Here is a 26,493-nt window from a genome sequence, read left to right on the forward strand (position 1 = left end):
TCGGATTCACTCCTATAATCTACTCAGCGCGGCTCAACAATCAGCTTGATTGCAGTACGTTCTTCCCCATCAATCTTGATATCCGTGAACGCCGGAACGCAAATGAGGTCAATCCCATGCGGCGCAACAAATCCACGAGCAATAGCTACCGCTTTGACCGCCTGATTCAGTGCTCCAGCACCAATTGCCTGCATCTCAGCACTTCCAGATTCCCGCAGCACGCCTGCTAATGCGCCTGCCACCGAGTTTGGGTTTGACTTTGCAGATACTTTCAGAATTTCCATGTTCAGCACGTCCTCTCAACATAAAGATTACTTCATACAATGCATGTATCCTATTGGTTAAACTTACTGTCACTAGCTAGAGTATTCTTCAAAAACCTGCAAAGTCCTTCTTTTCTAAAAACAATCTGTCGCGATTTATGATTATTCGGTAATCATAACCCGCTCGATTGCCGTCGTTTGATTGGTATTGTCATCAATATCGATAATGACGGCCGAATAAACCATCGGCCCCTCTTCCTCCAAATCAAACCGGCACGGCATGGCCGTCGTAAACTTCCGCAAAATGATCTCAGACTTGACGCCCAAAATGGAATTCCACGGGCCCGTCATGCCGAGGTCCGTAATATACGCAGTTCCTTTTGGCAGGATGCGGTCATCCGCCGTCTGGATATGCGTATGCGTACCAACGACCCCGTTCACTCGGCCGTCAAGGTACCAGCCCATCGCCATCTTCTCCGAAGTCGTTTCTGCATGAAAGTCCAGGAAAACAACATCGCATTCATTCTTTATTTCACGAAGTATCTCTTCAATCTTTTGGAACGGGCAATCCAAAGCCGGCATAAACGCCCGGCCGGAAAGATTTATGACACCGATGTTTTTGGCCTTGAACGGAAAGATACAATAGCCCTTGCCCGGTGTTCCTTCCGGATAGTTCGCCGGACGAATCAAAAACGGCTCCTGGTCAATGAACTCCAACACGTCTTTCTTGTCCCAGACGTGATTGCCTGAAGTGATAACATCAGCGCCTGCATGATAAAGAGCATCCAGCGATTTGCGGGTAAAGCCCTTGCCTCCCGCCGAGTTCTCACCGTTCACAATTACCACATCAATGCCCTTCTCCTTTCGGAGTTTTGGCGTATATTCCTGAAATGCCTTACGCCCCGGACGGCCGACGACATCTCCTGTCAACATTACTCGCATGTATTCCTCCTTCCGTTGATTCCCTTGGCAACAAAGGATCAACGGTTATAGACAACTACCCGGTCTTTATCACGGATGCCAATCATCTTTTCCTTGATGCGGTATTCCTGATTCTGGTCTAAGAGAGTATCTAAGACCGCACTCTGGGCATCAGCAAATTCTGGCTCCAACTGATCGGGGGTATGCTTATCGCATTTGAGACGATTGGTAAAGGTCTCCCGAAACAACGTGGTAATCAATGTCAACTCCCCACGCGTCATGGTAATCAGCTGGCGATGGATATGAACCATCGTTGCCCGGCCATGACTTTCTGCCTCAACAGCCATCCAGACCGGAGCACCGGAGTCCAGCTCATGATAAGCCTGCAGGCTGTCATCGAGCAATTTGGCAAACGGCTCCAGTTCTTCTTTCGCCACCTTCCCCTCCAGGACAAAATCCAGGGTCATTTCGGTGGCTTCAGGCACATAACTTACCGATTCTATCTCCGGATAACAGGCCAGAATGGAAGCTATGAGCTGTATTCCCGTTTTATCCGTGGCAGCTTTTCTGCCCGCTGCCTTTGTTAGCCAATCCTTGAATCCAAGCATGATTGTTCCCCTTATATAGGTAGAATTGGGGATGCAGAGCCAGGCCCCGCACCCCCAAACATTTTCTGATTGATTATTTCGCATAATCGACGACGCGCGTCTCGCGGATAACCGTGGCTTTAATCTGCCCCGGATATTCCAGCTCATCCTCGATTTTCTTGACAATATCATGAGCCAGTGCCACCGACTCAGCATCATCAACTTTATCCGGTTTAACCATCACGCGAATCTCACGGCCTGCCTGAATTGCGAAGCAACGCTCAACGCCCTCATAGGACTCTGCGATTTCCTCCAGCCGTTTGAGGCGCTTGAGATAAGACTCAAGACTCTCACGACGTGCACCAGGTCTGGCGGCCGAAACAGCATCAGCTGCAGCAACCAGCACAGCCTCAACGCTTGCTGCCTCCACATCGCCATGATGGGATGCAATGCAGTTGATTACATCTTTGGACTCGCGGAACTTATGGGCCAAATCTGCACCAATCGTGGTATGGGAACCTTCGACCTCACGGTCAATGGCCTTACCAATATCATGGAGCAAACCGCCGCGTTTTGCCAGCGTTACATCGCAGCCAAGCTCCGATGCCATGACGCCAGCCAGGTGCGCGACCTCAATCGAATGATTGAGTACATTCTGGCCATAACTCGTACGATAACGCAACCGGCCCAGCATTTTGACCAGTTCCGGATGAATGCCATGAACACCGGTATCAAAGGTGGCCTGCTCGCCGGCTTCTTTGATACGCTGGTCGACTTCGCGTTTTGCCTTCTCGACCATTTCCTCGATGCGGGCCGGATGGATGCGGCCGTCCTGGATCAGCTTCTCCAGGGCAATGCGTGCCACTTCACGGCGTACCGGGTCAAAGCCGGACAGGATGACAGCTTCCGGCGTGTCATCGATGATGAGGTCAACGCCAGTCATCGTCTCCAGCGTGCGAATGTTACGGCCCTCACGGCCAATGATACGACCCTTCATCTCGTCATTCGGCAGTGCGACAACCGAAACCGTCGTCTCAGCTACATGGTCAGCGGCGCAACGCTGGATTGCCTGACTCAGAATATCCTGTGCCTTCTTGTCACATTCATCCTTTATCTGCTGCTCATACTCCTTGATCTTCATGGCTTTCTCGTGCTTGAGTTCATCCTCAGCCTCAGCCATGAGCATCGTGCGGGCATCTTCCGACGTCAATCCGGAAATGCGCTCCAGCTCTTCTTTCTGCTTTTCGTGCATCTCATCAATCGCCTGCTGGCTTTTGTCGAGACGCGATTCCTTACGGGAAAGCGCTTCCTCTTTCTTTTCGATAGAATCCAGCTTGCGGTCGAGATTCTCTTCCTTCTGCACAATGCGGCGCTCCTGGCGCTGAATCTCGCTGCGGCGCTCTTTTGTATCGCGGTCAAGCTCCTGACGCAGACGATGGATATCCTCCTTCGCCTCCAGCAAAGCTTCTTTCTTTTTGGTCTCGCCCTTTTCTTCAGCCTCTGCTACAATTCGTTTTGCTTCTTCCTCAGCGGAACCAATCTGGGCTTCTGCCGTACGCTTACGGGCAGCATAGCCTGCACCGGCACCGATGATAACTGCAACTATTACCGCTACTACTTCGATAACGATAATACTCACCCCCTCTTTTTTTATTTGCTTTCATGCATTATTTGTTTTTCCTGAATAGTTTTATCCATAACTATACCTTTATATTCTATAGTTTTTCCCCTAGAGTGTCAAGAAAACCTAGTCAAATCGCACAAAATGCGGTAAAATTAGAAAATACGTGATAATTTGATGAAATTCGACGGGAGGAACCCAATCATGCTGAACTGCTCCGAATGCGGACGCACCCTTGAGGAAAAGGATGCGCTTGTCCATACCACCGAAGACGGAGAGAAAAAAGTCATCTGTCAAGAGTGCTTCAAAGAACTTACTGGCGTCGATTACCAGACCTTTGCCCTGCGCAAAGAAAACGCCAAGCAAACGTTTATCGCAGTCCTCTTCTGCCTCGCCTGCACGGCTTATGCCTGGTACGATAAAGGCTGGATGTGGGGCGTTGGCGGCATTATTCTCACCACGCTTGTTTATCTGTTTTCCAGCAAAGCACGCTAAAAACTGAATCCCTTCAACACCTACCACCTTGTTCAACATGTAATTATTGTCTTTATGAGAAAAGACGGTTCGCTGACTCATTCAAGTCTTCGAACCGTCTTTTCATTTAGCTATTGTGTTATAGCTTTTTCCTTCAAAAATCAATAAGAAATTTTTCCATCGGAACTAATTCTCTCCGCTGACTTATTGCTTTATACCAATAAGCACTTTTTTTGGGATATCGTTTTTGATTGGCATAATCCACATAAAACAAGCCATAGCGTTTGTTATAACCATTGCTCCAGGACAGTACGTCCATCAGGCTCCAAATATAATAGCCTTTTACCTTGACGCCTTCCTCGATGGCCTTCAGGATTGCTTCCAGATGCTTGGTGACATATTCGATGCGCGGCGTGTCATCGATTTTTCCGTCTTCAAAGTCATCCTTATACCCCATGCCATTCTCGGATATAAAAATCTCTTTGTAGTTCGGATAATCCCTGGCGATACGCTTTAACTGCCTATACATGCCCTCCGGGTAAATCGGCCAATCCCAATCCGTAGTGGGGACTTCCGGATTGCTGACACGTGCACCGATGCCCTTGAGGCAGAACACGCTGGTACCCTTTTCGCCGGTGCTGTTATTCACCACCTGGCTGTCACCATCCCAAGCCTGCAAAAAGTGACTGGAATAGTAATTCATGCCTAAAAAGTCAATCTGCTTGGCAGCGCGCGCAAAATCATCAAAATCGGACGGCTCCGTGATGAGCTTGCCGCCATTCTTCTGCAGGATTTCATTTATCAGCGACATGGTCGTATCGCTGTATTTTCCCAAATAGCAGGCATCCAGCATAAAACGGTTGGAAATCGCATCATCCAGGTCGCGGGCATGGCAATCAGCGGGGGAAGCCGATATAGCCACCTTGCCCTCCAACGTATGGACAATACCAATTTTTCCCGGCAAGTTCATGCTCTTGTACAGATTCAGAGCCCGGGCATGCGCTACCATGAGATTGTGCTCAATCTGGATGGCCTTCTCAATCTGGAAGGTTTCATTCGGGGGAAAATTCCCTGCCAGATAGCCATTCTGAGCAATGGACCAAGGTTCGTTAAAGGTAGCCCATTTCGTCACCCGATCGCCAAAGGCCTCAAAACAGATTTTGGCGTATTCCACAAATTTGTCAATCAAATCGCGATTCAGCCAATGGCCATTTTGAAAAAATTTTAGGGGAGTATCAAAATGGTGCAGCGTCACAAAGGGTTCTACGCCCTGTTTGATGCACTCGTCGATCAGCTCATTGTAATACGCAATACCAGCCGGATTCACCCTGCCTTCCCCTTCGGGAAGGATCCGCGTCCAAGACAGGGAGATGCGGATGCCATTGATGTTATAATCATGTGCCAGCTGCAAATCCGTTTTGTATTGATGATAAAAATCGCTGGCAGGATCCGCATTGAACCTTGCGCCAGGACGATTCATATACTCGTCCCAGACACAGGGACCGCGCCCATCTTCGCGGGTTGCACCTTCCACTTGATAGGCAGCAGTAGCCCCGCCAAAGATAAAACCAGCTGGAAATTTCTTTGCCATAATCAACCCTCATTTCTCCCGGAACATCTTGAGGAAACGTTTATCCATATCCGAAAGCAGCATAGCTGTCATCAGATGATCCTGTGCATGCACGGTAAGAAAACCAATTTCGATTTCCTCGCCGGCTGCTTCCTTCGTAATGAGTTCCGTCTGCTGATTGTGGGCATTGAGGATCAAGTCATCCCCTTCTTTGATGAGCGATTCTGCTTTTGCAAAGTCCTTTTCACCAATAGCATCCATCGCGGCTAGGAATTTTGTCCGAGCATCGCCGGAATAAGCCACAATTTCCATAGCAATCATTGCCATTTCATCTTTTGTCATTGCCATAAGAATCCCCTTTTCATAAATATTTTTCCCTAGTGCCCCACTTACTTTCTTTACCCCTAAAAAAAGTAAGCTAGCTAACCGACACCATTATAGCACGACATCAGTCGTGATAGTAACCTTCCTCCCATTTTTTCAGATACTCATCAAAGAGTGCATCATTCTCTATGCAATCATTGTCATCAATCAGCCCATCAATTTTCGCAATCAGTGCATCCTTTTCCGGAGTCGGTTTATACTCAGCCTTTAGAAAGGCCTCCAGAATATATTCAATCGATCCAATACCAATAACACGACCTCCACACCCAATTACATTTGCATTAAGATTCTCTTTTGCCGCTACTGCTGTTTGCACATCGGCCACGCAGGCTGCACGAACACCTTTTACTTTCTGTGCGGCATTATTAATACCGATACCAGTACCGCAAATACACACGCCCAAATCTGCCTCACCGGTTGCTACCAGCTTTCCTACTTTGCGTCCATAAATCGGATAGTGCGTACGGATAAAATCATAGGTACCCACATCGATGACTTCATGTCCCTGTTTTTTCAAAAACTCTGCTGCTTTGATTTTTATATCGGTAACAATATGGTCACAACCAATTGCAATCTTCATGGTATTAGCCTCCTTTAAACTTCCCGGTTCAGCATATCAATGCGAATCTGATGACGTCCGCCATCATACTCCGTCTTCACAAAGTTTTCCGCTAATTCACAGGAAAGCTTCTCTGCCGTAACATTTGCCCCCAGCGTAATGATCTGCGTGCTGTTGTGACGGCGGGTCATGGATGACGTGTAATCCTCATAAGTCGGAGCACAGACAATGCCATGATGTTTCGCAGCAATCATAAACGGAGCCACTCCATAGTCGTCCACGACAATGCCCCGGGTAATCCCCTTGGTTAAAATCGCATCCACCACATTTTCTGTGGCGATAAAAATATCCTCATGGGACAAATCCTCTATCTCATAACCTTTGCCAAGCAAATAATCCTTGATGCTGTCTTTCAGTTTTGCGCCAGCACCATTCGCAGCCAATGCAACTTTCATATTCTGACTTCCTTTCTGTCTTCTTGATGATTTTATTATAATCATTCTTGCTTTTTCGTTGTTTTCAGGTTTTGAAAGCATTTTCGCCGTGATATACGTGATATAATAATACTGAATGAATTACAAGGAGCTGATAAAGCATGTTAATTAAGATCGACCATGATTTTCACGAACACCTAACCGAAACGGAGAAGAAAGTCATCGCCTTCATCAACAGCAACACCGAAAAGATTTCCTCTATGTCCATCAGTGACGTAGCCGAGGCGACTTATTCCTCTCCCGCCACCGTATCCCGCACCATAAAAAAATGCGGCTTTTCCGGCTTTGCCGAACTGCGTTATCTCATCACCCAGGAAACAGACGTCCACAAAGACAGCATCAACGTCAATGAGATTTTCAATAAAAGCCTGATGGAAGTAACACAGACCATCGAACAGCTGAGCATTGAAACCATCCTGGCGGTCGTGCGGGAAATCTGCCAGGCCAAGCGTATCTATCTCCTGTCACGCGGGCTCACGGAGCACGTAGCCGAGGAATTTGCCCTGAAACTCCAGCTGCAGGGATTCCATGTCTTTGCCAACTCCGATCCGTCTATCATGCAGGACATGACCCGCCGTGTAAAGAATCAGGAACTCGTCATCATCTTCAGCCTGTCTGGCAAGACCCCGGAGCTTCTCACAGCCGCCGAGAATGCGGCCTCTCTAGGTGCCCGCATCGTCACCATCACCTGCGGCTCTCCGGACACACCGCTGGCACGTATTGCACACCTTACAGCCTACGGCTTCAAGCACAGCCATGTAGCCATCAAAAACGTCGATGCCACCTCCCGTCTTCCCATCTATGTCATCAGCCGTATCATCTCAGACTATCTGGCCAAACGTCAGGATGAGGAACGCGAAAAAGCCGCCCGCAAAGAGGCGGCTTATCGTCGGGAACATTATTTTTGATTGGGCAGGCTCATCAGCCGGCAATTTTCTCTACGGAAATCCGCGGCAAAAGTTGTGCCACTACCTTTTTCTGCACGAAACCACTTTCGGCTTCCAAAGCATTTGCGGTACCACAAGCAGCCCCCAGCCGCAGGATGTCTTCAATCGGCAGCTTGCGGGCAAAACCGGCAGCAATCCCTGCCACATAGGAATCCCCAGAACCGACAGGATTCTGGCAATCAATCTTTGGCACAGTGACACGATATACCTGATTCTGAAAACCCACCAGGGAGCCTTCACTGCCCAAGGATATCGCCGCCATCTCAATTCCTTCCTCGAGGAAGTGACGGATTTCCCGCACGACATCTTCTTCGCTGTGGAGACGATATCCGCGCAGGGCTTCCATCTCATCCCGGTTTGGCTTGATGAAATCCGGACGGGCTGCAATGCCGCGGGCCAGTAAATCCCCGCTGGTGTCGAGCAGGAATTTCTTTCCAGCCTGGTGAGCCTCTTCAATCAGCTCAGCATAAAAGTCAACCGGCACACCTCGCGGCACACTGCCGGAGGCTACGACAATATCCGCTTTTCCTAAAAGTTCCGTGTACTTATCACGGAACTTTTTTAATTCTGCAAGACTTATATCGGGTCCGGGCTCGAGGATTTCCGTCTGGGCACCATCCTCAGTGAGTATAGCCAGACAGGAACGTGTCTCTCCTGCCACCTCAACAAAGTCACCAGCTATGCCATAGTCATAAAGCCTGCCTGCTACGAATTCACCGGTCTTGCCGCCCAGGAATCCTGTTACCACCGTTTCCTCACCCAGAATGGTATCCACATTCGCGACATGGATGCCCTTGCCGCCGGGGGTATTATCCACCGATTTGGCCCGGACGATTTTTCCCTTGGCAAAATCCACGAGTTCATAGCGCTTATCAAGCGAGGCATTTAAATTTATTACCAGTATCATAAGCGTTCCTTCCCTTTGTCAGCAGAAATCAATACCGATTCTGGCTGCCGCATACCTCAATCTTATGTTTTACGATAGCCTTCATTGCTTCCTTGCCCGGAGTCATATACTTGCGCGGATCATTGGCCCCCGGATTTTCCTTGAAGAATTCCTTCACGGCATTGGAAAAGGGAATCTTCAAGTCCGTGGCTACATTGACCTTGCAGATACCCAGCGAAATGGCTTTCTGGACCAATTCGTCCGGTACATCCGAAGCACCATGGAGTACCAGCGGGACTTCTACGCGCTGGCGGATTTCCGTCAGACGGTCAAAGTCCAGTTTTGGCGTTCCTTTGTAAAGTCCATGAGCCGTACCGATTGCCACAGCCAGACTGTCAATTCCCGTATCTTCTACATAGCGCAGGGCATCCTCCGGATTGGTATAGGCACTATCCGCATCATCCACCACAAGATCATCTTCCTGTCCGACCAGTTTCCCAAGCTCTGCCTCTACCGAAGCACCACAGATATGTGCAAAAGCTACTACTTCTTTTACCTTGTTCACATTCTCATCATACGGCAGGCGGGAAGCATCAATCATTACGCTGCGGCAGCCGGCAGCCACCGTACTCTCGATTTCTGCCACATCCTCATGATGATCGAGATGGAACGACATGGGAATGTCGTATTTTTCCATAGCAGTTCCCGTAAGTGCCACCAGATAATCCTTATCTGCATACCGCACCGTTGACGGTGTAGCGGCGATGATTACCGGGGAACGCATTTCACTGGCCGTATCCACTACCACCTGGAATGTTTCCAGATTGTGAATATTAAACGCTGGCACCGCATAATGCTTCTTCTGAGCATCTTTTAACATTTCATTGGTATTGTGCAGTTTCATCATAATCTCTCCCTTTACGTAGGCATCATTTTTCTCCTTATGGCTTTATTATAGGTAGCGGAACCGCGCCTTTGTTTTCGCCTTTTGGAAGAGTTTTCATAACATCGCGGAACCTGCACAAAAAATCACCCCTGCAGGCAGCTGCTTGCAGGGGTGATTGGATTTTGTACGTGTTATTGTTTGTAGAATTCGAAGTTATCGAGCGATCCCCAGGTTCCCGGAGCAGCTTCCATAGTCACTGCCACCGTGCACTTGCCGCCTTTTACCTCAACATCCTTGATGGTAAAGGTATGCCACTCGTTCCAAGCCGTGTCCTTGATATCCACCGACTTCGTCCCCTTGCTGGTGGCAGCGGTGAGCTGATACTTGCTCTGTCCGCCACCGCCCTGGGTCGACACTGCTACGGTGTACTTGCCATCCGCCAATCCGGTGAATTCCTGGCTGGCCGTGAACTTGAATGCCTTGTCACTCCAATAGTGCATCGCACTGGTATCCAGAGCATCGCCGCCTTTGGTTACCACATCCAATACCTTATCGCCAGTAATCGTCCAGCCGTCGAGATTCTGCGCGTTCTCAAAGTTACCATTCTTGAACAGGTTTACCTTGTCCACCACCGTAATCAAGCCAGTAACCGGATATTTTTTTCCCTCAACGGTAACGGTCCCTTTGACCGTATAATCACCAGCCTGCTCGAATATCGGCGCAGGATTATCCCAGGTTATCTCCATATTTTCAGCATGATCATCGGAGAAGGTCACGCGGGTTTTCACCGGCAGTTTAGCCGCCGCGCCCTTGCCTGCTTCGCCCGTTACATCATCCACCTCCTTGAAGACCGGCTTGATGGTCGGCAAGCTCTGATTGCTGACGTCATTGAATACCTTCCAGGACTCCAGTGCCTTGCCCTTGTTATCGAACATGACCAGGTTATCCCATTCATTTCCCTGATCCTTAAAGGCACCAGCCCCCGGCACAGCATACCAGTCCGGCTCCCAATAGAACATGCCGATACCTCTGCCATTCGGCACATCCGCGAGACTCTGCATAACGGTACGCAGCCCCGTAGCCTGCCCCTGTACGGTCGAACGGAAACCGCCCACATATTCCGCCTGTGCATCATAGGGGTTTTTCGTATCGTCAAAGTTCTCGTTGGTATAACCGAATGCCGTCTCGACAATAATCACATCTTTGTTGTAACGGGCCGACAAATCCTTGATATTTGCACGCATAGCATCCATATTGCCATGCCAGAACGGATAATAGGACAAACCAATGACATCAAAATCATTGACCCCGTTATCCTTGATCAACTGATTATAAAATGTCTGCGAAGCGGCATTGTCGCCACCTTTGTCGATGTGAATCATGGTCCTGATATTCGGATCCGTCTCATGTACAGCCTTCAGGCCGCTTGCCACAAAGGAAGCCAGCGTCTTGCCATTATCCTTGGCTGGCAGTTTGCCCAGAGGCCAGATCATGCCGTTGGTGATTTCATTGCCCACCTGCACCATTTCCGGCAGCTGACCGGCTTTCTTGAAATCCCCCAGCACTTTTTTCGTATACTGGTAGACATCCTTGGCCACTTTTTTGGCATCATCCTTTTCCCAGGCTTTCGGTGCCCACTGCTTGCCAGGATCCGCCCAGAAATCGCTGTAATGGAAATCAATAAGCACCTTCATGCCGAGTTCATGCGCACGCTTTGTCATCGCCAAAGCACGTTCTGCCGTGGTATAGCCGCCGCCATTGGCATGATCCGGATTATTCCAGATGCGCAGGCGGATCCAGTTGATGCCGTATTTTTTCATGATGGCCAGCTCATCCATCTCCGTGCCATCCATATCGTAGAACTTGCCGCCCAGGGATTCCAGCTCCGGCAGCATAGACACATCCGCACCTTTGATGAAATCCGCGGAGAGATTCTTTATCGGATTGACCTGTACGGCCGCATCAGCAGGCGAAGCCATCAGCAGGGAACCTGCGGCAATGGCAGAGAGTACCAGAGATTTTAACATTGATTTACGCATTATCGTCACCTCAAACAGATTAGAAGCTATAGGTCAGAGCGGCAAAGGCAGTATCATCATATTTACTAAAACCGGTAGCAGCCTTGTCATAAGGTTTCAATTTGTAGTAGGAAAGCTCCAGATTGGTATTGGCTGCCAGCATGTAATTCACAGCCAGACCATAGCCACGTACACCTGCACCGCCGTAACCATTACCACCAGCGATATTCAGATGATGTGCCCAGCAGCTCGAATCAACTGCCAATCCGCCTAAAGCAAAGTATTCACCATAGATATTCCAAGTGTTCGCCTTATTCCAAACCAGCTTGCCATATGTCAGACGTGTCCAGAAACCATTGCGATCATTGCTTGCTTTTGTATCAGGAGTACCTGTAGCCGTAGACGTCCTCGTCACCTTGGCTCCATTATGAATCCCCTCTGCTACCAGATTCCATTTATTGCTTAACTGTGCATCAATACCGTAAGCAAACTGTTGGAAATTACGGCTTATGGTGTTATTGTGCCAGTTGTTATACCAAGTCCGTCCATTATCCCAAGTCTCCACCACCGCAACATTGCTATTGGCATCGGAGTGGGAATTGTAATACGTAGCCGTAAGTTTTACTGCGGGGCTTACCTTAACGCTCAAATCAGCCAGCGTTGCATATTCAGCTTTATCTGCCCAGGTTGCACAGCTGGCATCACCGGCACCGAGAAGCAAGCTGGCTTTCTTGAAGTCCTTGCGTACCAGGAAACCATCGATCGGGTTCTCCCAATAGATCAAGCCCTGTCCTAAATTTAGTTCATTACGACCAGCAGACACGGTAAAACCGTTTTTAGCATGCCAATCTAATTGCAGTCGGTTGAAACTCATTTTTTCCTCGTTCTTGCCGGCGTAATGCTCATGATTATAATCACTGCGAGCAATATTCTCGTTTTCTGCCTTTAACTGTCCGGTAACGGAAAGATTCTTTGCCGGTTCACCATATAATCCCAAACGGATGCGCATCTCATTTTGATGTTTGGTGCCCAGTTTGTGCGCAGACTCGCTACTGCCCTTTACCCCAATACTTTTCTTATTCTGGAAGTGACGTACTCTGGCATCGCCCCACCATTTGAAGCTGGACATACCTTTCTTGATTTCCTGCACGTCATTTTCCACATTCTTGAGGCGTACATCCATGTCTTTCAGTTCATTGGCAAATTCCTTTTTGAGTTTATTGATGGCCCCTTTATCCTTCGGCTGGACATTGTCGTATTTCTCCATAGCCTTGGCCACGATCTGCGCCATCTCATAGCGGTTCATGGTCTTGGTTCCCCTGAATGTGCCATCGCTATAGCCTTCCAGTACGCCATCCTCGGCAAGCATGGTGACTGCGTCATAAGCCCAATGTCCTTCTGGTAAATCATTGAAGGGATTCTGTGCGGCAAAAGCCGTCGTACTCATCGTCGTTGCTGCTAAGACTGCTGCCATAAGAGCTGATTTTTTCATGTTTTTTCCTCCTAATTTCCCCAATATTCTGTAAAATTTCCCATAAAAATACTCCTGCTGCCACTGTTGCCATCCTACAACTGGCAGCAGGAGTTATTTTCCTACATAAAATTTAGTGTGCCATCAAGGCCAGGGCAAAGTCCAAAGCTTTGTCCGGGTCACGCGTGAGTCCCACATATTCGCGGCCGCTGGTCGTAGCACTCTTGACGCCTTTGGCATCACAGTCAGACTTCAATTCATCGTACATCGAAGCCATCTGCGGAGCCAGGACAACGAGATCGAAATCCGTAATGATATCCTTGTGCTGTCCATATGCCATAGCAATGGATTCTACCGGTGCGTGGCGGTGTTCAGCCCCTTTGGTAATCGCCTTAGCCAGCATAGAGCTGGTAGCACCAGAAGCACAGAGTACCAGGACTCGTTTTTCCTCACGAGGCAGTTCCTCAGCAGCCACTACCGGAGCGGCTTCCTCAGCTGGAACTTCTTCCACAACTTCTTCAGCTGCACCAGCCTTCTCCTTTTCTACCAGCTGCGCATCGTAAACACGGAAGAACGGATAGTACAGTGCCGCATCCATAACCAAAAGCAACGGAGCCAGTACAAAGGCCAGCTGGGCAAAGCCCGTACCGATGATGAGACCGATAGGCGCCGGCGTAGTCCATGGCAGGATATACGTAAAGGCATTCATGCCCAGATTATCAACGAAGAATTTGAACACCCAGACATTGAGAATCGGGGTAAGGACAAATGGGAAGAACAATACCGGATTAAGCACAATCGGAGCACCGAAGATAATCGGTTCGTTGACGGCAAACGTAACCGGCACGATAGAAGCGCGTCCCACAGCACGAAGCTGTTTGGATTTTGCGATAAAGGCACACATAGCGCAAAACATCAGCGTTGCGCCCGTACCGCCCAGGGTAGCGACAAAGTAAGACGTCGGATGCGTGAGAATGTTCGTGGCATGTCCCCCCGCATTGACAATCTGCAGGTTTGCCTCGATATTGGCAATGTAGATAGCCGTAACCGCTGGTTCAACAATCGACGGGCCATGGATTCCCACGAACCAGAACATAGCCATGGCACCATAGATGATAGCCAGACCGATGTAGCCATCCGCTGCCACAAAGAGCGGCTTGAATACTTCCAGGATCCAGGCACCGAACATCATGCCCGTAGCTTCCTTGAACACGATGCCAAAAACCCAGTAAATCATAACTGCTACCGACAACGGGATAAGATCCGCGAAAGTCTGCGCAATATAGTGCGGAACTTCATCCGGCAACTTGATGGTAATGTTACGCTTTACAAAGAACTTGTAGATATTCGGAACGGTGAAGGCTACGACAAAAGCGGAAAGCAGACCTTTCGTCCCCATGAACTCTGTGGAAATTCCCCCTTCCACGGGAGCAACTGCCAAAAGCAGCAAGCAGATAATCGAAACAATCATGACCGATACGTCATTGATCTGACGCAGTTTCGGCATTTTGGTGTTGATGCTGTCCGTCAGGCTTTTCGCAATCGTAGCCACCATGAGGATGCCCAGCATGCCCATACTGTAGTTATAAGCCTGCCATAAGACCGTACTGATGGCTTTCGGCCATTTGTAGTCGAAAATCTCTGGTACGCATGCCACCAAAATAAATAGCGATGAAAACAGAATAACTGGTATGCAGCTGACAAATCCATCCCGGATTGCCCGCAGGTAAATATTGTTGGAAACCTTTTCAAAAAAAGGCTTCATTTTCTCTACCATCTTAATGAGTTTTTCCATAATACTTCCCTTTCTTTCTCTTTGCGTAAAGACCCCTAATTGTTTTTCCCCTTGCTATGATTATAGTATAACGAAAACGTATTCATTCGTGTTTTCACGTTTTGAAAATGTTTTCAATCGTGTTTACACGTAAAAAGAACTGCCCTCTTATTGTTACCAAAGAGAGCAGTCCTGTCAAGAGAGATATGTCACTAATCAATAAGCAGACCTTAGTTATTTCAATATTTCCGTCAATTCTTCGGGTGTCAGTTCAAAGGTCTCCATGATAGCCTTGCTGCTCATGGTACCATCCATATACAACTTGCGCAGGATGGTTTTCCGGGCAGCAGACAGGCCTTCGGCATAACCGTTTTTAAATAAGGCACCGTCGCCTCCATTCTCCACGCCCATGCGGCGATTGATTCCGCCGAGCAGGCTGCTTTCCATCGAGACATTTGGCTTCTTCCACAAAGCCTCCCGATCCACCATATTAGTTGGAATAATCTTTCCCTTCAACTGGTAATCGCCATCGCCCAGCATTTGCCAGGTCTCATCGGCCGGCCAGGACTTTTTGAGCACCCGCTCTACATTTACGCGGTCGCTTTCGCGGTAAAATCGTTCTGCATCCTCCCGCGATTTGCCGCCGGCCATTTTCCGGGCAATGAGCCGCTCTTTCAAATCCCGCGGTTCCGCGCTGATAAATAAGGAGTAATCGGCATAGCCGCGTATTTTTTGCCACGGTTCTTCCCCGAGCAGCAGCCAGTTTCCCTCCAGCAAAACAATCTTGCGGCGAATCTTTACCACTTCCTCCACCACATCGTGAATGGAGCGGTCATAAATTGGCCACCGGATATCCGCCATGCGGACCGTTTCGAGCTTCTCGACAAGGTGTTCCACGTCAAAGGTCTCGGGACAGCCCTTTACCGCTGCCATCGGTATCTTTTCGCCATTGCGTTCCACATAATGATTGCGGATATAATCGCTATGATAATGGAAGCCATCGAGGCCAATGGATTGCACGGGCTCAAGAGATGAATCCGTCAAGGACAGCTGCTCTAACAGCAGTGCCAACGTGGATTTGCCAGTTCCCGGAGGCGCTACCAAAAAAATCACCAAACGTTTTCCTACCCCTTGTTGCATTTTGGTCATTCGACGCAGGAATGGAACAAACAGATTATCAATTGTCGCCTGATTGTATTGTACCTTATGCCCCAGGCCATTTATTGTAAGGCGGCAGGTTCGCCACACTTTCCCCCCCATATTTTCTCCTCCTATCATTCCTTTGGTAAAAGCAAACTCTTCTTGCATTATACCGCCAATGTTCTAGTTTTGCCATAGGCAAAACTTCCCTTAGTTTTAAGAAGTTCATTAGAATTTTCATACTTTTTTCTAACCTATTTTTGTTATAATTGAAGATAGCAATTGATATATATAACGGAGGTTGATAGTATGATTACCCGGTTCCAATCCCGTAAAAAAATAACCAGCCTGCTAGCTGCCGGCATTATTGCCTCAACGACTGCTGCGGGAGTCTTTATGCCGACTCCGGCCGAAGCCAGTACCGCCAGCATTTTAGGTGCGGCAATTGGCGGAATACAAGCTCGCAGCGAACTCAATAAAACCCTGCACAAATACAACGATACCGAAGAAGGCCGTCAGGAATATTTCCAAGCCATGAAAAAACAGTACGGCGTCAACAATGATTGGGCTCTTAACCAGCAGCTTGACCGCATCATGACCAATCTCACGGCAGCCATCGGTGCGGTCGATCCATCCATTTATCAAAAGCCATACAATTACTTCATCAACAACGAAAACACCTTTAATGCCTTCTGCACGCTCGGACATAATCTCAGCGTCAACACCGGGCTCTATAATGTGCTCACCAATGAAGATGAAATCGCTGTCGTCTTAGGGCACGAGCTCGGCCATGGTCAAAAAGACCATCCGGCCAAAGGTGCCCGCCGTTCCCTTAACATGGCAATTCTTGGCTCAGCCACCGGAACGAACGCCGGGGCAATCATGGCCACCGTCATCAACAATCGTCACATCACGAAACCAATGGAACGCGAAGCCGATGCACTGGCCTTTGACTACATCACCCACACCAATTACAATCCAGGAGCTACGGCCGCTGTCTGGCAGCGCGTAATGGATCTTTCCCAGAGTAATCCATCCGGTCTTCAGGCCTTTCTCTCCGACCATCCGGCCAACGATGACCGCCGCGATGTCTATGCGAAAAAGCTGACTACTTACAGTGGCGGACATGTCACCAACAAAGACGGCACCGTAAAAGTCAACACCAAGGTATTTACCACGCCGGCAGCCGCTGGCGGCATGAGTTCGCATGAGCGCTCCTATTTTGTCATGGGAAATCTCTGCGCCGCTTATCACAATGGCCACAACCGCAGCACTGCTTATGCAAACGGCAACACGGTTATGCTCGGTGACCAGCCCATCATGACCTGTGTCGACGGGGATGAACCAGCAGCGACACTTGCCGCCCGCCTCAACCAAATCAAATAATCCAGTTCTCATAACCCTCCTTGCCGGAGGGTTTTCTTTTTTTATAAGCCTGTTATAATGGAAAAAGAAATAAGAACTGCACGAAAGGATGCCATTATGCAACTACGCGATTACCGCACGTCCATCCTGCTGGGGATTACCTTTACCATTCTGTTATCTACATTCTGGTATATGCCGCAGCTTGCCTTTATCATCTTTATTTCCCTGTTGCTGCAGCTTTTACTGCTGCCGCCGGTAAATTATCTGAACAAAAAACTGCCCCGCTCCCTGGCCGCTGGAATTGTACTCGTAGCTTTTGTCAGTCTCACGTTTCTGCTGCTGGCATTGGTATCGAGCAGCTTCGTTCCGACGTTTTCCCGTTTTATTACCGACTTCCCGCAGCTGACGGAAAAAGTCCAGAACATCCCGCTGCTTCAGGAATCGGAATTTCTCAATGCCGAACTCGACAACGTTTGGGCAGAGCTGAAATCCACCAGTGTCGATGCCTTAAAATCCTCACTGACCGTTTTGCTTTCGCTGTTTAACAAATTCATCGATATGGTCATCATCCTGTTTGTGACCTTCTATCTGCTGAAAGACGGCGAGGAAATCAAGCAGTACCTTGCCACCCGGTTCCCGCAAAAGGATACCGGCCGCGTCCTCAACCTGTTCAACCGCATCCTGAGCGCGTTGCGCATCTATATCTGCAGTCAGCTTGTCATTTGCTGCATTACCGCCGTTATCGTTTTCCTCTACTTCTCCCTGCGCAATCTCCCCTATGCCTCCGTCTTTGCTATGGTATCGGGCATCTGCGAGTTCATTCCGGTACTCGGCCCAACCGTTGCTTCTGCCTTTGGAATCCTGCTCACAGCAACAGTCGACCCATTCATTGCGTTACAGACGGCTGGCTTTTACTTGCTGCTCACGCAAGTCAATCACAATTTTATTTATCCGACAATGATCGGAAAATCTTTGAACCTCCATCCCATCGCCATCATTCTCGGCATTATTCTCGGGGGCGAACTGCTCGGTGCGCCTGGCATGTTCCTGGCCGTTCCCTTCATCGTCATCTGTAAATTGGTCATCGAAGACATTTACGAACACCGCCTGCGCCAACTGGAAAACAAAAAGAACTCGCGCTGGCTTGCGCAAAAACATCCCGAGACATAAGCAAAGGGGGCTGTCCCATATCCGGTACAGCCCCCTTTGCTTACAAAAACATTTTCACAATATCCGCCCGGCTGACAATGCCAACCAAATGTCCTGTATCATCTACAACAGGAAGTCGTTTGATATGCTTATTCAGCATGAGCTTGGCCACCGTCCCGACTTCATCGTCCCCCTTGACGGTCATAACCTTTTCCGTCATAATCTGCTCGGCCGTAAGGGCGGCAAATTTCCGGAACGCATCCCGATATTCCGCAAGGCCATTATAATAGATTACCGCACCTAATATGCAAAGTTCATCAGGGGCATCGGGCGCAGCTTCTTTGCGCAGCAAATCGCCTTCGCTGACAATACCGCGCAGCTCTCCTGCCGCATCAACTACCGGAACGCCCGATATCCGGTTGGTTATCAAAAGCTCTGCCAGTTCCCGGATGGATGCCTCCGGATGAACGGTAATGACCTCTTTGGTCATGATTTCTTTTACCAGCATGATAAGCACCTCGCTTTGTCCTAGCAAAAACTGCCAGCGGAAAACCACTGGCAGCTGCCGAAATACTTATTTGATGACCATAACGGGAATCGGCGACTCCTCAATAACCTTCTGACTGACACTGCCAATCAACGCGCCCTTGAAGAGTCCGAGACCGCGGCTGCCCATGATAATCATATCGCTGTGTTCCTGTCCGGCCACGCGGATGATAGCCTTCGGGATATTGCCGGTTTCTACATGTTTCGCAGCACGGAGATCATCCGGAATCTTTTCCCAGATGCGGTCAAATACGATATGGCTGGGAATATCCTTATTAATATTGCTGGCTACATAGACAAAGTCCAGATCCGCCTGGCATTTCTCGGCAAAGAAAATTGCCTCATCTACTGCCTTGCATCCATTTACGGAACCATCAACCGGAACCAGGATTTTTTTGATTTTCCCCATAATAAAACCTCCCTGCGAGTTTGTTTTATTGTTTATACCTTAGTATTCGGTATTTTTCCTGATGATTCCTGCTTTTAGACAGAATTTTTTCAATTGTTTTTTCGCAAATAATCCTAGTCTTTTAATCGTTGCACGGGCACTGCGGTTTGTCAAAATACTTACTGATAATCTTCACGGCACAATAATCGCCGCACATCGAGCAGGCTTCCTCACCGGCCTTGTTCCGTTCCCCGCGCTTCTTGCGGGCCAATTCCGGGTCGATAGCCAACTCCAGCTGTGCATCCCAGTCAAGAATCTTGCGGGCCTCAGCCATCTTCCGGTCCCATTCCACTGCCCCCGGTACACCGCGCACCATGTCTGCGGCATGCGCCGCAATCCGTGAGGTAATCACGCCGGTATGGACATCCTCAATAGTCGGCAATGCCAAATGCTCAGCCGGCGTCACATAGCAGAGGAAGTCGGCACCGCTGACGGCAGCCAGCGTGCCACCAATTGCTGCAGTTATGTGGTCATACCCCGGTGCCACATCGGTTACGAGCGGTCCCAATACATAGAAGGGAGCGTTGCGGCACAGGCGTTTTTCCAATTTCATATTGGCGGCTATCTGGTCATACGGCACATGCCCCGGTCCTTCGACCATGACCTGTACGCCGCGCCGCCAAGCACGGTCGACGAGCTCACCCAGCGTGATGAGTTCCGTCAGCTGCCCCCGATCGGTAGCATCGGCCGTACAGCCGGGGCGCATACCGTCGCCGAGGCTCAGTGTCACATCATACGTTTCGCAAATATCCAGTATTTTATCAAAATGCTCGTACAAAGGATTTTCTCGCTCATTGTGCAGCATCCAACCAGCGATGAAGGAACCGCCACGGCTGACGATATCCATTATGCGTCCCTGTTTGCGCATGCGCTCTACGGCGGCCAGCGTCACGCCACAGTGAAGCGTCATAAAATCGGCACCATCTTTGGCCTGTTTTTCAATCGTCTCCAGAATATCTTCTTCGGTCATTTCTACTACTGCCCCATGCTCTTTGATAGCGCGGACCGTAGCCTGATAAAGCGGAACTGTCCCTACCATAACCGGAGAATGTTCGATGATTTCCTTTCTTGACTTGTCAATATTATTGCCCGTCGAAAGGTCCATGACAGCATCCGCGCCGCATTTGACCGCCTCAGCAAGTTTGTCTAGCTCAGGAGCCACCTCCGGATACGTGCTCGAAGTGCCGATATTGGCATTTACTTTTACCCGCAGGCCCTCGCCCACCCCTCGCGGCTTTAAGCCCTTGTGATTGATATTGCACGGAATCGCGATAACGCCCTTTGCTACCCCGGCACGTATCACCTCTGGCGAGAGGTGCTCATCCAATGCCACCTGTTTCATTGCGTCAGTAATCTTGCCTTCACGAGCCATCTGCATCTGTGTTGCCATATCGTTACCTCCTAAATATAAAAGCCGCCCAGCATAGCTAAGCGGCATTTTTACCTCTCACTTCCCTACGCAGGTCTTAACCCAACAGGTTCCAAGGGTCGACATAAGTCTCTCAGCAGGACAAGCCTGCGCCCCTAGTGAATCATCTTATACAATTAACGATAATAGTTTAACAAATACACTCGTTTTATGCAACCATAAACTTTTTTCTAAAAAAAATTCAAATTAGTGTTGACAGGTGCGTGTTTTATGCGTATAATATTTCATGTACTCACGGGATGTGGCACAGTTTGGTAGCGCGCTTCGTTCGGGACGAAGAGGCCGCAGGTTCGAATCCTGTCATCCCGACCATTGAAATTTAAGCCAGCAACTTCAGTTGCTGGCTTTTTTGTGTTATCCCACTGCGCTTACGCCGATTTGCTGATGGCTGTCGTAAATATTTTCTCCAATAGCGTAAGCGCTCCACGATAACCAATATAAGTCTTGTTGATAACCACATCATAGGAAACCGGATAACTGACTTCAACGATATGTCCGTTGAGTTCTTTCGTGATATCACGTTCCCAGGTTGTCCCAAAAATAATCGGCGGCTTATGGCCATATTCTCCCTGCTTAATTGTCTGGGTAACGAGATACCCATCTTCGATAAATTCCACCTCTGCCGCTACATCATCGGCCAAATGCTTGTATTCTTCGCGGATTGCCTCCCGATATTTTTCCGGTGTATTATCGGTGATAATCTGTTTCGCAGGAATAAGCCCCAGCTGATTGACCAAAAATTTATTGAGGGCAAGATTATAGGTCGCATCACTGGCAACGGCATAGGAAGCTGGCAGGCCCCACCAATATTCCGCATAAAAATCGGTGAAATATTCCAGGTAATAATAGTACTCTTTTTCCTCCCGTTTAATAAATGCCTCCGTCTTTACCTCATTTTCTTTGGCAAAGGCCGCAATGGAGCGCAGGAAGTCCCCCACCTGCTTGGCACCTATTGGCAAAATCGGCAAATGAAGGTACGGCTGATTGTATTTCTTCTCCAATAATTTTGCCGTTTTCAATCCCAGCCACGGACCAACCACCAGGTTAAATTCCGCATTAGGTATGGTAAGCCATTCTTTCACCCCAGCCGAGCCATAACCAAACAGGATATTCACCTGCCAGCCTGCACCTTCGAGGATGCGTTTCAGTTCAGCCAGGTCTCCACGCCAAAACGTATTCTGGAAAGGAAGCTCTGCCCAGACATTGATCAAGCCTTTTTTCTTGGTCGTCTTATCCGGCGCAAATTTATCCACATACTGTTCGATGATGGCTTCGGTAACAATTTCATGGCCAGTAAAATTATTCCCTTTGAAGCCGCCTGTCTCTGCCGAAACAATCGGAACCCCCTTTTTCTGGTAACGGGCTACCACGGCACCAATATCATCACCGACGATTTCCGGGATACAGCCATTGAGCACCACGAACAAATCTGCTTCCATGATCTTCAACGAGGCCGCTATGAGCTGGTCAAGATGCTTGGCCCCGCCAAACACGACATCTTTTTCCTGCAAATTCGAGCTCGGCGTTACGGCGCCACCGGCATAACCGCCTCCTTGATAGCCATTATAAAAGGCCAGGCTCATATATTGTTTATCCACACAGCCAGGTCCGCAATGGGTAATCGGCATAGCTCCCGGAATTGCGGTAACCGAATGGAGTGCCCCCAACGCGCAGCCATAACGCACCTGATTGATGGAATTTGTCTGTTTGCATTTATCCTTCTTTGTCTTAGGCATGAGCACCAACCTCCACTCTTTCCTCCGTACTATATTCTTCGGCCGCATCATCATCAATCAATTCCGGATGTTTAGCCAGGATATAGGCATCCTTCTGTTTCAGCCACCACTGTTTATAGGGCAGTTTTACATGCTTCCGGATATCATCGTGGAACTTTTTGTGGGCCAAAATCTCCAAAATCGTTTCGCCAAGATTTATCATGCCATCATAGCCAACAGCAATATGCTCATCCCCCAGCGGCGCAGCCGGAATTCCCAACCGCGACGCCAGCGGTGCCAGCCCATTGTGGCGGATAAGCAGAAAATCCGGTTTGACCTGCTGCAAAAATGCGTAGAGCTGATACTGCTGGCGGTTCGAAACATGGAAGTTGCTGACCTTCCCATAGTGCTGGTTCAGATACCCCAACGAATCTTCCTTCGTATCGCCGCTGTCGTAGACCGGATCATGATGGAATGTCAGCGAACCATCCACTTCAATCCCCAGCTCCCGCATGACTTGAATCAACCCATGCGCATACGCCGAACCTGTAGCCACAAAGCCTTTGACGCCCTGCAGTTTTTTCTTCAGCTCCTCCACCCGCGGCTTAACCCGTTCGTGTTCCGCCTGAATAAAGGGTTCGACCAACGCTTCCCGATGCGTGACCCGCGCCAATTCCCGCAGCCAGGCATCGGTACCAGCAAAACCATACGGCATCGGCGCCTTGACCTCTGGCACGCCAAAATGCTGTTCAAGTGCCGTGGCCAAATACGACGACAGCGTATAGCAGAACCCCACCGTCGCCGCGGCTTCTGACATCTGTGCCAACTCTTCCACCGAAGCCAGATCCACCACATAATTTACCCGCAGATTTAAATTCTTGAGCAGCGGAGTAAATACATCCGAGCCCCACAAGTTGATGACATTGACCAGGTCTTCCTGTTTTTTCTGGGGATTGCGGCGGACAATCTGCCGCAAAATCCCATGCTGGGTAGCATCAAATCCCGTACTCCAATGCTTGGAACGGAAGCCTTCACAAGCCAAGGGCACTACTGGAATCCCCAGTTCCGCTTCTTTTTCATCGGTTATGCTTTCGATATCCTCACCGATAATTCCCGTAGCACAGGAAGATGCCACAAAGATTGCCTGCGGTTTATACCGTTCCCAGGCATCATCAATAGACCGGCGCAGTTTATCGGCAGCACCGAACACCATATCACTTTCCTTCAAATTGGTGTTGATGATGCGGATGTTTTCCACCTTATACCCGCGCATAGCCAGGCCATTGCGATAAATGGCATTATATTCTACCTGGCCGCCACCGCAGCCTATAGGCGAATGCTGAATCAGCACCGCATCGCGCACGTTGCCAGCCTGGCATTCTACCATCTGCTCACTGCAAACAGCACCTTGAGTAAACGGTCCGCTCAATTCGCAAAGACGGCAGTTGCCGCCGCAGCCTTTCTTGCCCCGCTCCTTTTGGCCGCGCAGTTCATACGCCGACTGCTCATGTAATTCCTCCGAATTGCCATCCCAGGCAATAATCGTGCCCAGGCGCTGTTCCCGCGGTTCTACGGAGGCCATATCCAGATTTATTTTCTTTGGCATAGGACGTCCTCCCTTCAAATGCGATAATCGTCTTCCACATTATCCATCAAGCCGTATTCGAGCAGGATTTCTTCCAAGCGCTCCTGCGTCATCGGTGTCGGAATCACGAAGTTTTCATTATCCTCAATGCTTTGGGCCAGCTGGCGGTATTCATCTGCCTGATGGGCATCCGGCTTATACTCAATCACCGTCTTTTTATTGATTTCCGCATGCTGGACGATGTTGTCCCGCGGCACGAAGTGAATGAGCTGCGTCCCCAGCTCTTTGGCGAAGGCACGCAAAAGTTCTATCTCGCGGTCGACATTACGGCTATTGCAGATGATACCGCCTAAGCGCACGCCGCCCTTTTTCGCATAACGCGCAATTCCCTTTGAGATGTTATTGGCCGCATACAGTGACATCATCTCACCGCTGGCAACAATGTAGATTTCCTTGGCCTTACCTTCGCGAATCGGCATAGCAAAACCACCGCAGACAACATCGCCCAGGACATCATAAAATACATAATCCAAATCATCGGTATAGGCGCCGAGCCGCTCTAACAGCCCAATCGAAGTGATGATGCCACGGCCCGCACAGCCAACGCCCGGCTCCGGACCACCTGACTCCACACAGCGCGTTCCACCAAAGCCCTCTTTCAAAATGCTGTCAAGCTCTACATCTTCGCCTTCATCGCGCAAGGTATCCAGAACAGTCTTCTGGGCCAGGCCACCTAACAGCAGGCGGGTCGAATCCGCCTTGGGGTCACAGCCCACCACCATGACATGTTTGCCAAGTTCCGTAAGACCTGCCGTGAGATTCTGCGTGGTCGTGGATTTACCAATTCCCCCTTTGCCGTAGATTGCAATCTGACGTAAGCTTTCATTTGCCATAAACTATCTCTCCTTTTTTCGATAACTGCTTCTGCATCTTTCTCAGCCGTGAGAAAAGGTTTCCTTGACCATCGGTATCCCCTGATAGACCTGCCGGCTGAAATTGCTTTTCCCCGGGACTCCGACAGCATCCGCCCGGCAATGCTGGCAATGCCGGAATACATCAATGTATTCTCCGGCCTCTTTCCGCGCCACTGCCAAATCCACACAACTTGGCGCTTCGCAGTCTTTGAGGTCATGCTGCGGAATCAGGGGAATGATATTATAAATAGACGCCCCGGCCGCCTTGACCGTTTTAGCAATTTCGCCAATGTGGAACCGATTGATTTCATTCACCAGCACCGTGTTTACCTTAACCACCACGCCAGCAGCAGCCACCTTGCGGATACCTTCCAGCTGGTTGTGGATAAGGATCTTGCCTGCCTCCTCCCCTTCATAACGCCGTCCATGGTAGATCAGCCCATTTATGATTTTGGCCACAATTGACGGGTCAACGCCATTGACCGTAACCGTCAGCGTATCAATGCCGACATCGATTACCTCCTCAGCCCGCTCCGCTAACAACAAGCCATTGGTGCTCATGCACTTCAACAGCTGCGGGAACCTGTCGCCAATCAACCGGAACGTCTCCAGCGCCTGATCCGAGGCCAGCGTGTCACCGGGTCCCGCAATCCCCACCACACTGAGCTCCGGACAAAACTGCAAAGCTTTTTCTACATAGCCAGCCGCTTCTTCCGGTTCAATGACTTTCGCTGTCACCCCCGGCCGGTTTTCGACATCATTCAGCTTCCGGTCACAGAACCGGCAGGCAAGATTACAACCGGGACATACCGGCAGATGGATACGTCCTCGATTCTGTTTTGCGCCAAAGCATGGGTGAATTTCTTTTACTCGTTTTGCATCCATAGCGATACGCCCTTTCCTTCCTCAAGCGCGGACACTTGCCCGCTGCTTATTTTTCTCATAAACGTAGATTTTTTGGACCGCATCAGCCACGGTTGTGCCTTCAATCTCCAAAGGCAGGATATCCTGCTGTTCCAAGGCTTTCTGCGCCCCTGGTCCAATGGCCTCAGCCACTACATAGCGGCAATCGCGCAAGGCTCTTACCGCCGCCTGCATTGCTCCTTCCTCATGAAAACCATGCTGGCATGGCGCCTGCGCCTGACGACGTTCCTGCTCCACGAATTTCCCTCCGGGCTCTACCTCCACGATGACAAAGCCATCACTGTGACCGAAATGACGGTCGATATGGCGCCCATCACTAGAGGCCAACGCAATACGATACGACATATAATCACCCCGCTTTCTATAAAAAAAGCCAGGCAGCAGAATTTTCCCTGCCGCCCAGCCTTGATTTTCTATCATCAA

The 26,493-nt window shown here is 49.5% G+C and carries 26 protein-coding genes, 1 tRNA gene and 1 riboswitch; of the genes, 5 read left to right on the forward strand and 22 right to left on the reverse strand.

The features are described 5' to 3' along the window. Nucleotides 1–23 precede the first annotated feature (23 nt). From FZ040_RS07100 to rny, 4 genes are all read right to left on the reverse strand, one after another. Nucleotides 24–284 carry a stage V sporulation protein S gene (locus FZ040_RS07100; RefSeq protein ID WP_033169608.1) on the reverse strand — a complete coding sequence of 87 codons (261 nt, stop codon included), beginning with the start codon at nt 282–284 and terminating at the stop codon, nt 24–26. A 141-nt stretch (nt 285–425) separates the two neighbouring features. Beyond that, nucleotides 426–1,205, reverse strand: coding sequence for a TIGR00282 family metallophosphoesterase (locus tag FZ040_RS07105; protein WP_187620273.1), 780 nt, complete (start codon nt 1,203–1,205; stop codon nt 426–428). 38 nt (nt 1,206–1,243) lie between these two features. Beyond that, entirely contained in the window at nt 1,244–1,792 is a 549-nt protein-coding gene (locus tag FZ040_RS07110; RefSeq protein ID WP_149171372.1) for a hypothetical protein, read from the reverse strand. A gap of 73 nt (nt 1,793–1,865) precedes the next feature. After that, a complete protein-coding gene (rny, locus tag FZ040_RS07115) occupies nt 1,866–3,410 on the reverse strand; it encodes a ribonuclease Y (RefSeq protein WP_149171373.1) in 1,545 nt (514 codons plus the stop codon). A 186-nt stretch (nt 3,411–3,596) separates the two neighbouring features. Here rny and FZ040_RS07120 point away from each other — a divergent pair, with 186 nt between their 5' ends. After that, a complete protein-coding gene (locus FZ040_RS07120) occupies nt 3,597–3,887 on the forward strand; it encodes a hypothetical protein (protein ID WP_074513494.1) in 291 nt (96 codons plus the stop codon). A gap of 133 nt (nt 3,888–4,020) precedes the next feature. Here FZ040_RS07120 and lacG read toward each other — a convergent pair whose 3' ends face one another. The 4 genes from lacG to FZ040_RS07140 form a co-directional block, all read right to left on the reverse strand. Next, nucleotides 4,021–5,457, reverse strand: a complete 1,437-nt coding sequence (gene lacG, locus FZ040_RS07125; protein ID WP_074513495.1) for a 6-phospho-beta-galactosidase — start codon at nt 5,455–5,457, stop codon at nt 4,021–4,023. Nucleotides 5,458–5,466: 9 nt separating this feature from the next. Beyond that, entirely contained in the window at nt 5,467–5,784 is a 318-nt protein-coding gene (locus FZ040_RS07130) for a PTS lactose/cellobiose transporter subunit IIA (RefSeq protein WP_149171374.1), read from the reverse strand. Nucleotides 5,785–5,884: 100 nt separating this feature from the next. Beyond that, nucleotides 5,885–6,400 (reverse strand): galactose-6-phosphate isomerase subunit LacB, encoded by a 516-nt coding sequence (gene lacB, locus FZ040_RS07135; protein WP_033169614.1) that lies wholly within the window; start codon nt 6,398–6,400, stop codon nt 5,885–5,887. 14 nt (nt 6,401–6,414) lie between these two features. Further along, nucleotides 6,415–6,834: an RpiB/LacA/LacB family sugar-phosphate isomerase gene (locus tag FZ040_RS07140; protein ID WP_074513496.1), complete on the reverse strand. Its 420-nt coding sequence runs from the start codon at nt 6,832–6,834 to the stop codon at nt 6,415–6,417. A 140-nt stretch (nt 6,835–6,974) separates the two neighbouring features. Here FZ040_RS07140 and FZ040_RS07145 point away from each other — a divergent pair, with 140 nt between their 5' ends. Continuing rightward, a complete protein-coding gene (locus FZ040_RS07145) occupies nt 6,975–7,781 on the forward strand; it encodes a MurR/RpiR family transcriptional regulator (protein WP_074513497.1) in 807 nt (268 codons plus the stop codon). Nucleotides 7,782–7,794: 13 nt separating this feature from the next. On the opposite strand, the gene FZ040_RS07150 is transcribed toward FZ040_RS07145, so the two are convergent. The 6 genes from FZ040_RS07150 to FZ040_RS07175 form a co-directional block, all read right to left on the reverse strand. Then, entirely contained in the window at nt 7,795–8,727 is a 933-nt protein-coding gene (locus FZ040_RS07150; protein WP_149171375.1) for a 1-phosphofructokinase family hexose kinase, read from the reverse strand. Nucleotides 8,728–8,755: 28 nt separating this feature from the next. After that, nucleotides 8,756–9,613, reverse strand: a complete 858-nt coding sequence (locus tag FZ040_RS07155; RefSeq protein WP_149171376.1) for a tagatose bisphosphate family class II aldolase — start codon at nt 9,611–9,613, stop codon at nt 8,756–8,758. A 170-nt stretch (nt 9,614–9,783) separates the two neighbouring features. Beyond that, nucleotides 9,784–11,631, reverse strand: a complete 1,848-nt coding sequence (locus FZ040_RS07160) for a glycosyl hydrolase 53 family protein (RefSeq protein WP_149171377.1) — start codon at nt 11,629–11,631, stop codon at nt 9,784–9,786. 19 nt (nt 11,632–11,650) lie between these two features. Beyond that, nucleotides 11,651–13,102 (reverse strand): S-layer homology domain-containing protein, encoded by a 1,452-nt coding sequence (locus tag FZ040_RS07165; RefSeq protein ID WP_149171378.1) that lies wholly within the window; start codon nt 13,100–13,102, stop codon nt 11,651–11,653. 112 nt (nt 13,103–13,214) lie between these two features. Continuing rightward, nucleotides 13,215–14,876, reverse strand: a complete 1,662-nt coding sequence (locus tag FZ040_RS07170; protein WP_149171379.1) for a PTS lactose transporter subunit IIBC — start codon at nt 14,874–14,876, stop codon at nt 13,215–13,217. A gap of 213 nt (nt 14,877–15,089) precedes the next feature. Next, nucleotides 15,090–16,115, reverse strand: a complete 1,026-nt coding sequence (locus FZ040_RS07175; protein WP_187620274.1) for a nucleoside/nucleotide kinase family protein — start codon at nt 16,113–16,115, stop codon at nt 15,090–15,092. 189 nt (nt 16,116–16,304) lie between these two features. Here FZ040_RS07175 and FZ040_RS07180 point away from each other — a divergent pair, with 189 nt between their 5' ends. Together FZ040_RS07180 and FZ040_RS07185 are read left to right on the forward strand one after the other, a co-directional pair. Then, nucleotides 16,305–17,381, forward strand: coding sequence for a M48 family metallopeptidase (locus FZ040_RS07180; protein ID WP_149171381.1), 1,077 nt, complete (start codon nt 16,305–16,307; stop codon nt 17,379–17,381). 96 nt (nt 17,382–17,477) lie between these two features. Beyond that, nucleotides 17,478–18,530, forward strand: coding sequence for an AI-2E family transporter (locus tag FZ040_RS07185; RefSeq protein ID WP_149171382.1), 1,053 nt, complete (start codon nt 17,478–17,480; stop codon nt 18,528–18,530). 40 nt (nt 18,531–18,570) lie between these two features. On the opposite strand, the gene FZ040_RS07190 is transcribed toward FZ040_RS07185, so the two are convergent. From FZ040_RS07190 to thiC, 3 genes are all read right to left on the reverse strand, one after another. Continuing rightward, on the reverse strand, nt 18,571–19,017 hold the full coding sequence (locus FZ040_RS07190; protein WP_149171383.1) for a CBS domain-containing protein: 447 nt from the start codon (nt 19,015–19,017) through the stop codon (nt 18,571–18,573). Nucleotides 19,018–19,083: 66 nt separating this feature from the next. Then, a complete protein-coding gene (locus FZ040_RS07195) occupies nt 19,084–19,464 on the reverse strand; it encodes a universal stress protein (RefSeq protein ID WP_033169624.1) in 381 nt (126 codons plus the stop codon). Nucleotides 19,465–19,585: 121 nt separating this feature from the next. After that, nucleotides 19,586–20,893 carry a phosphomethylpyrimidine synthase ThiC gene (gene thiC / locus FZ040_RS07200; protein ID WP_149171384.1) on the reverse strand — a complete coding sequence of 436 codons (1,308 nt, stop codon included), beginning with the start codon at nt 20,891–20,893 and terminating at the stop codon, nt 19,586–19,588. A gap of 45 nt (nt 20,894–20,938) precedes the next feature. Continuing rightward, nucleotides 20,939–21,039, reverse strand: a riboswitch (TPP riboswitch). Between the two features lie 128 nt (nt 21,040–21,167). Between thiC and FZ040_RS07205 the strand changes: the two genes are divergently transcribed. Then, a tRNA-Pro gene (locus tag FZ040_RS07205) sits at nt 21,168–21,244 on the forward strand. A 56-nt stretch (nt 21,245–21,300) separates the two neighbouring features. On the opposite strand, the gene FZ040_RS07210 is transcribed toward FZ040_RS07205, so the two are convergent. Genes FZ040_RS07210 through FZ040_RS07230 form a run of 5 tightly spaced genes read right to left on the reverse strand, consistent with a single transcriptional unit; the run spans nt 21,301 to nt 26,415 of the window. Then, nucleotides 21,301–22,668 (reverse strand): nitrogenase component 1, encoded by a 1,368-nt coding sequence (locus FZ040_RS07210; RefSeq protein ID WP_149171385.1) that lies wholly within the window; start codon nt 22,666–22,668, stop codon nt 21,301–21,303. Then, nucleotides 22,661–24,253, reverse strand: a complete 1,593-nt coding sequence (locus FZ040_RS07215) for a nitrogenase component 1 (RefSeq protein ID WP_149171386.1) — start codon at nt 24,251–24,253, stop codon at nt 22,661–22,663. The genes FZ040_RS07210 and FZ040_RS07215 overlap by 8 nt, the downstream gene beginning before the upstream one ends. A gap of 14 nt (nt 24,254–24,267) precedes the next feature. Continuing rightward, a complete protein-coding gene (gene nifH / locus FZ040_RS07220) occupies nt 24,268–25,125 on the reverse strand; it encodes a nitrogenase iron protein (protein ID WP_149171387.1) in 858 nt (285 codons plus the stop codon). Nucleotides 25,126–25,167: 42 nt separating this feature from the next. Beyond that, on the reverse strand, nt 25,168–26,031 hold the full coding sequence (locus FZ040_RS07225; protein WP_187620275.1) for a radical SAM protein: 864 nt from the start codon (nt 26,029–26,031) through the stop codon (nt 25,168–25,170). Between the two features lie 21 nt (nt 26,032–26,052). After that, on the reverse strand, nt 26,053–26,415 hold the full coding sequence (locus FZ040_RS07230) for a NifB/NifX family molybdenum-iron cluster-binding protein (RefSeq protein WP_187620276.1): 363 nt from the start codon (nt 26,413–26,415) through the stop codon (nt 26,053–26,055). Nucleotides 26,416–26,493: the final 78 nt, after the last annotated feature.

The sequence above is a fragment of the Pseudoselenomonas ruminis genome (genome assembly GCF_008271295.1).
GTDB lineage: Bacteria > Bacillota > Negativicutes > Selenomonadales > Selenomonadaceae > Selenomonas_A > Selenomonas_A ruminis.

Coding starts and splice junctions, on each gene's coding strand:
- FZ040_RS07170 (WP_149171379.1), bottom strand. CDS start 14,876: ATGGAAAAACTCATTAAGATGGTAGAGAAAATGAAGCCTTTTTTTGAA.
- lacB (WP_033169614.1), bottom strand. CDS start 6,400: ATGAAGATTGCAATTGGTTGTGACCATATTGTTACCGATATAAAAATC.
- FZ040_RS07230 (WP_187620276.1), bottom strand. CDS start 26,415: ATGTCGTATCGTATTGCGTTGGCCTCTAGTGATGGGCGCCATATCGAC.
- thiC (WP_149171384.1), bottom strand. CDS start 20,893: ATGGCAACACAGATGCAGATGGCTCGTGAAGGCAAGATTACTGACGCA.
- FZ040_RS07190 (WP_149171383.1), bottom strand. CDS start 19,017: ATGCTGGTAAAAGAAATCATGACCAAAGAGGTCATTACCGTTCATCCG.
- FZ040_RS07150 (WP_149171375.1), bottom strand. CDS start 8,727: ATGATACTGGTAATAAATTTAAATGCCTCGCTTGATAAGCGCTATGAA.
- FZ040_RS07225 (WP_187620275.1), bottom strand. CDS start 26,031: ATGGATGCAAAACGAGTAAAAGAAATTCACCCATGCTTTGGCGCAAAA.
- FZ040_RS07145 (WP_074513497.1), top strand. CDS start 6,975: ATGTTAATTAAGATCGACCATGATTTTCACGAACACCTAACCGAAACG.
- FZ040_RS07180 (WP_149171381.1), top strand. CDS start 16,305: ATGATTACCCGGTTCCAATCCCGTAAAAAAATAACCAGCCTGCTAGCT.
- FZ040_RS07110 (WP_149171372.1), bottom strand. CDS start 1,792: ATGCTTGGATTCAAGGATTGGCTAACAAAGGCAGCGGGCAGAAAAGCT.
- FZ040_RS07130 (WP_149171374.1), bottom strand. CDS start 5,784: ATGGCAATGACAAAAGATGAAATGGCAATGATTGCTATGGAAATTGTG.
- FZ040_RS07175 (WP_187620274.1), bottom strand. CDS start 16,115: ATGGGGGGGAAAGTGTGGCGAACCTGCCGCCTTACAATAAATGGCCTG.
- lacG (WP_074513495.1), bottom strand. CDS start 5,457: ATGGCAAAGAAATTTCCAGCTGGTTTTATCTTTGGCGGGGCTACTGCT.
- FZ040_RS07140 (WP_074513496.1), bottom strand. CDS start 6,834: ATGAAAGTTGCATTGGCTGCGAATGGTGCTGGCGCAAAACTGAAAGAC.
- FZ040_RS07120 (WP_074513494.1), top strand. CDS start 3,597: ATGCTGAACTGCTCCGAATGCGGACGCACCCTTGAGGAAAAGGATGCG.
- FZ040_RS07100 (WP_033169608.1), bottom strand. CDS start 284: ATGGAAATTCTGAAAGTATCTGCAAAGTCAAACCCAAACTCGGTGGCA.
- FZ040_RS07165 (WP_149171378.1), bottom strand. CDS start 13,102: ATGAAAAAATCAGCTCTTATGGCAGCAGTCTTAGCAGCAACGACGATG.
- FZ040_RS07195 (WP_033169624.1), bottom strand. CDS start 19,464: ATGGGGAAAATCAAAAAAATCCTGGTTCCGGTTGATGGTTCCGTAAAT.
- FZ040_RS07215 (WP_149171386.1), bottom strand. CDS start 24,253: ATGCCAAAGAAAATAAATCTGGATATGGCCTCCGTAGAACCGCGGGAA.
- FZ040_RS07105 (WP_187620273.1), bottom strand. CDS start 1,205: ATGCGAGTAATGTTGACAGGAGATGTCGTCGGCCGTCCGGGGCGTAAG.
- FZ040_RS07160 (WP_149171377.1), bottom strand. CDS start 11,631: ATGCGTAAATCAATGTTAAAATCTCTGGTACTCTCTGCCATTGCCGCA.
- FZ040_RS07155 (WP_149171376.1), bottom strand. CDS start 9,613: ATGATGAAACTGCACAATACCAATGAAATGTTAAAAGATGCTCAGAAG.
- FZ040_RS07210 (WP_149171385.1), bottom strand. CDS start 22,668: ATGCCTAAGACAAAGAAGGATAAATGCAAACAGACAAATTCCATCAAT.
- nifH (WP_149171387.1), bottom strand. CDS start 25,125: ATGGCAAATGAAAGCTTACGTCAGATTGCAATCTACGGCAAAGGGGGA.
- FZ040_RS07185 (WP_149171382.1), top strand. CDS start 17,478: ATGCAACTACGCGATTACCGCACGTCCATCCTGCTGGGGATTACCTTT.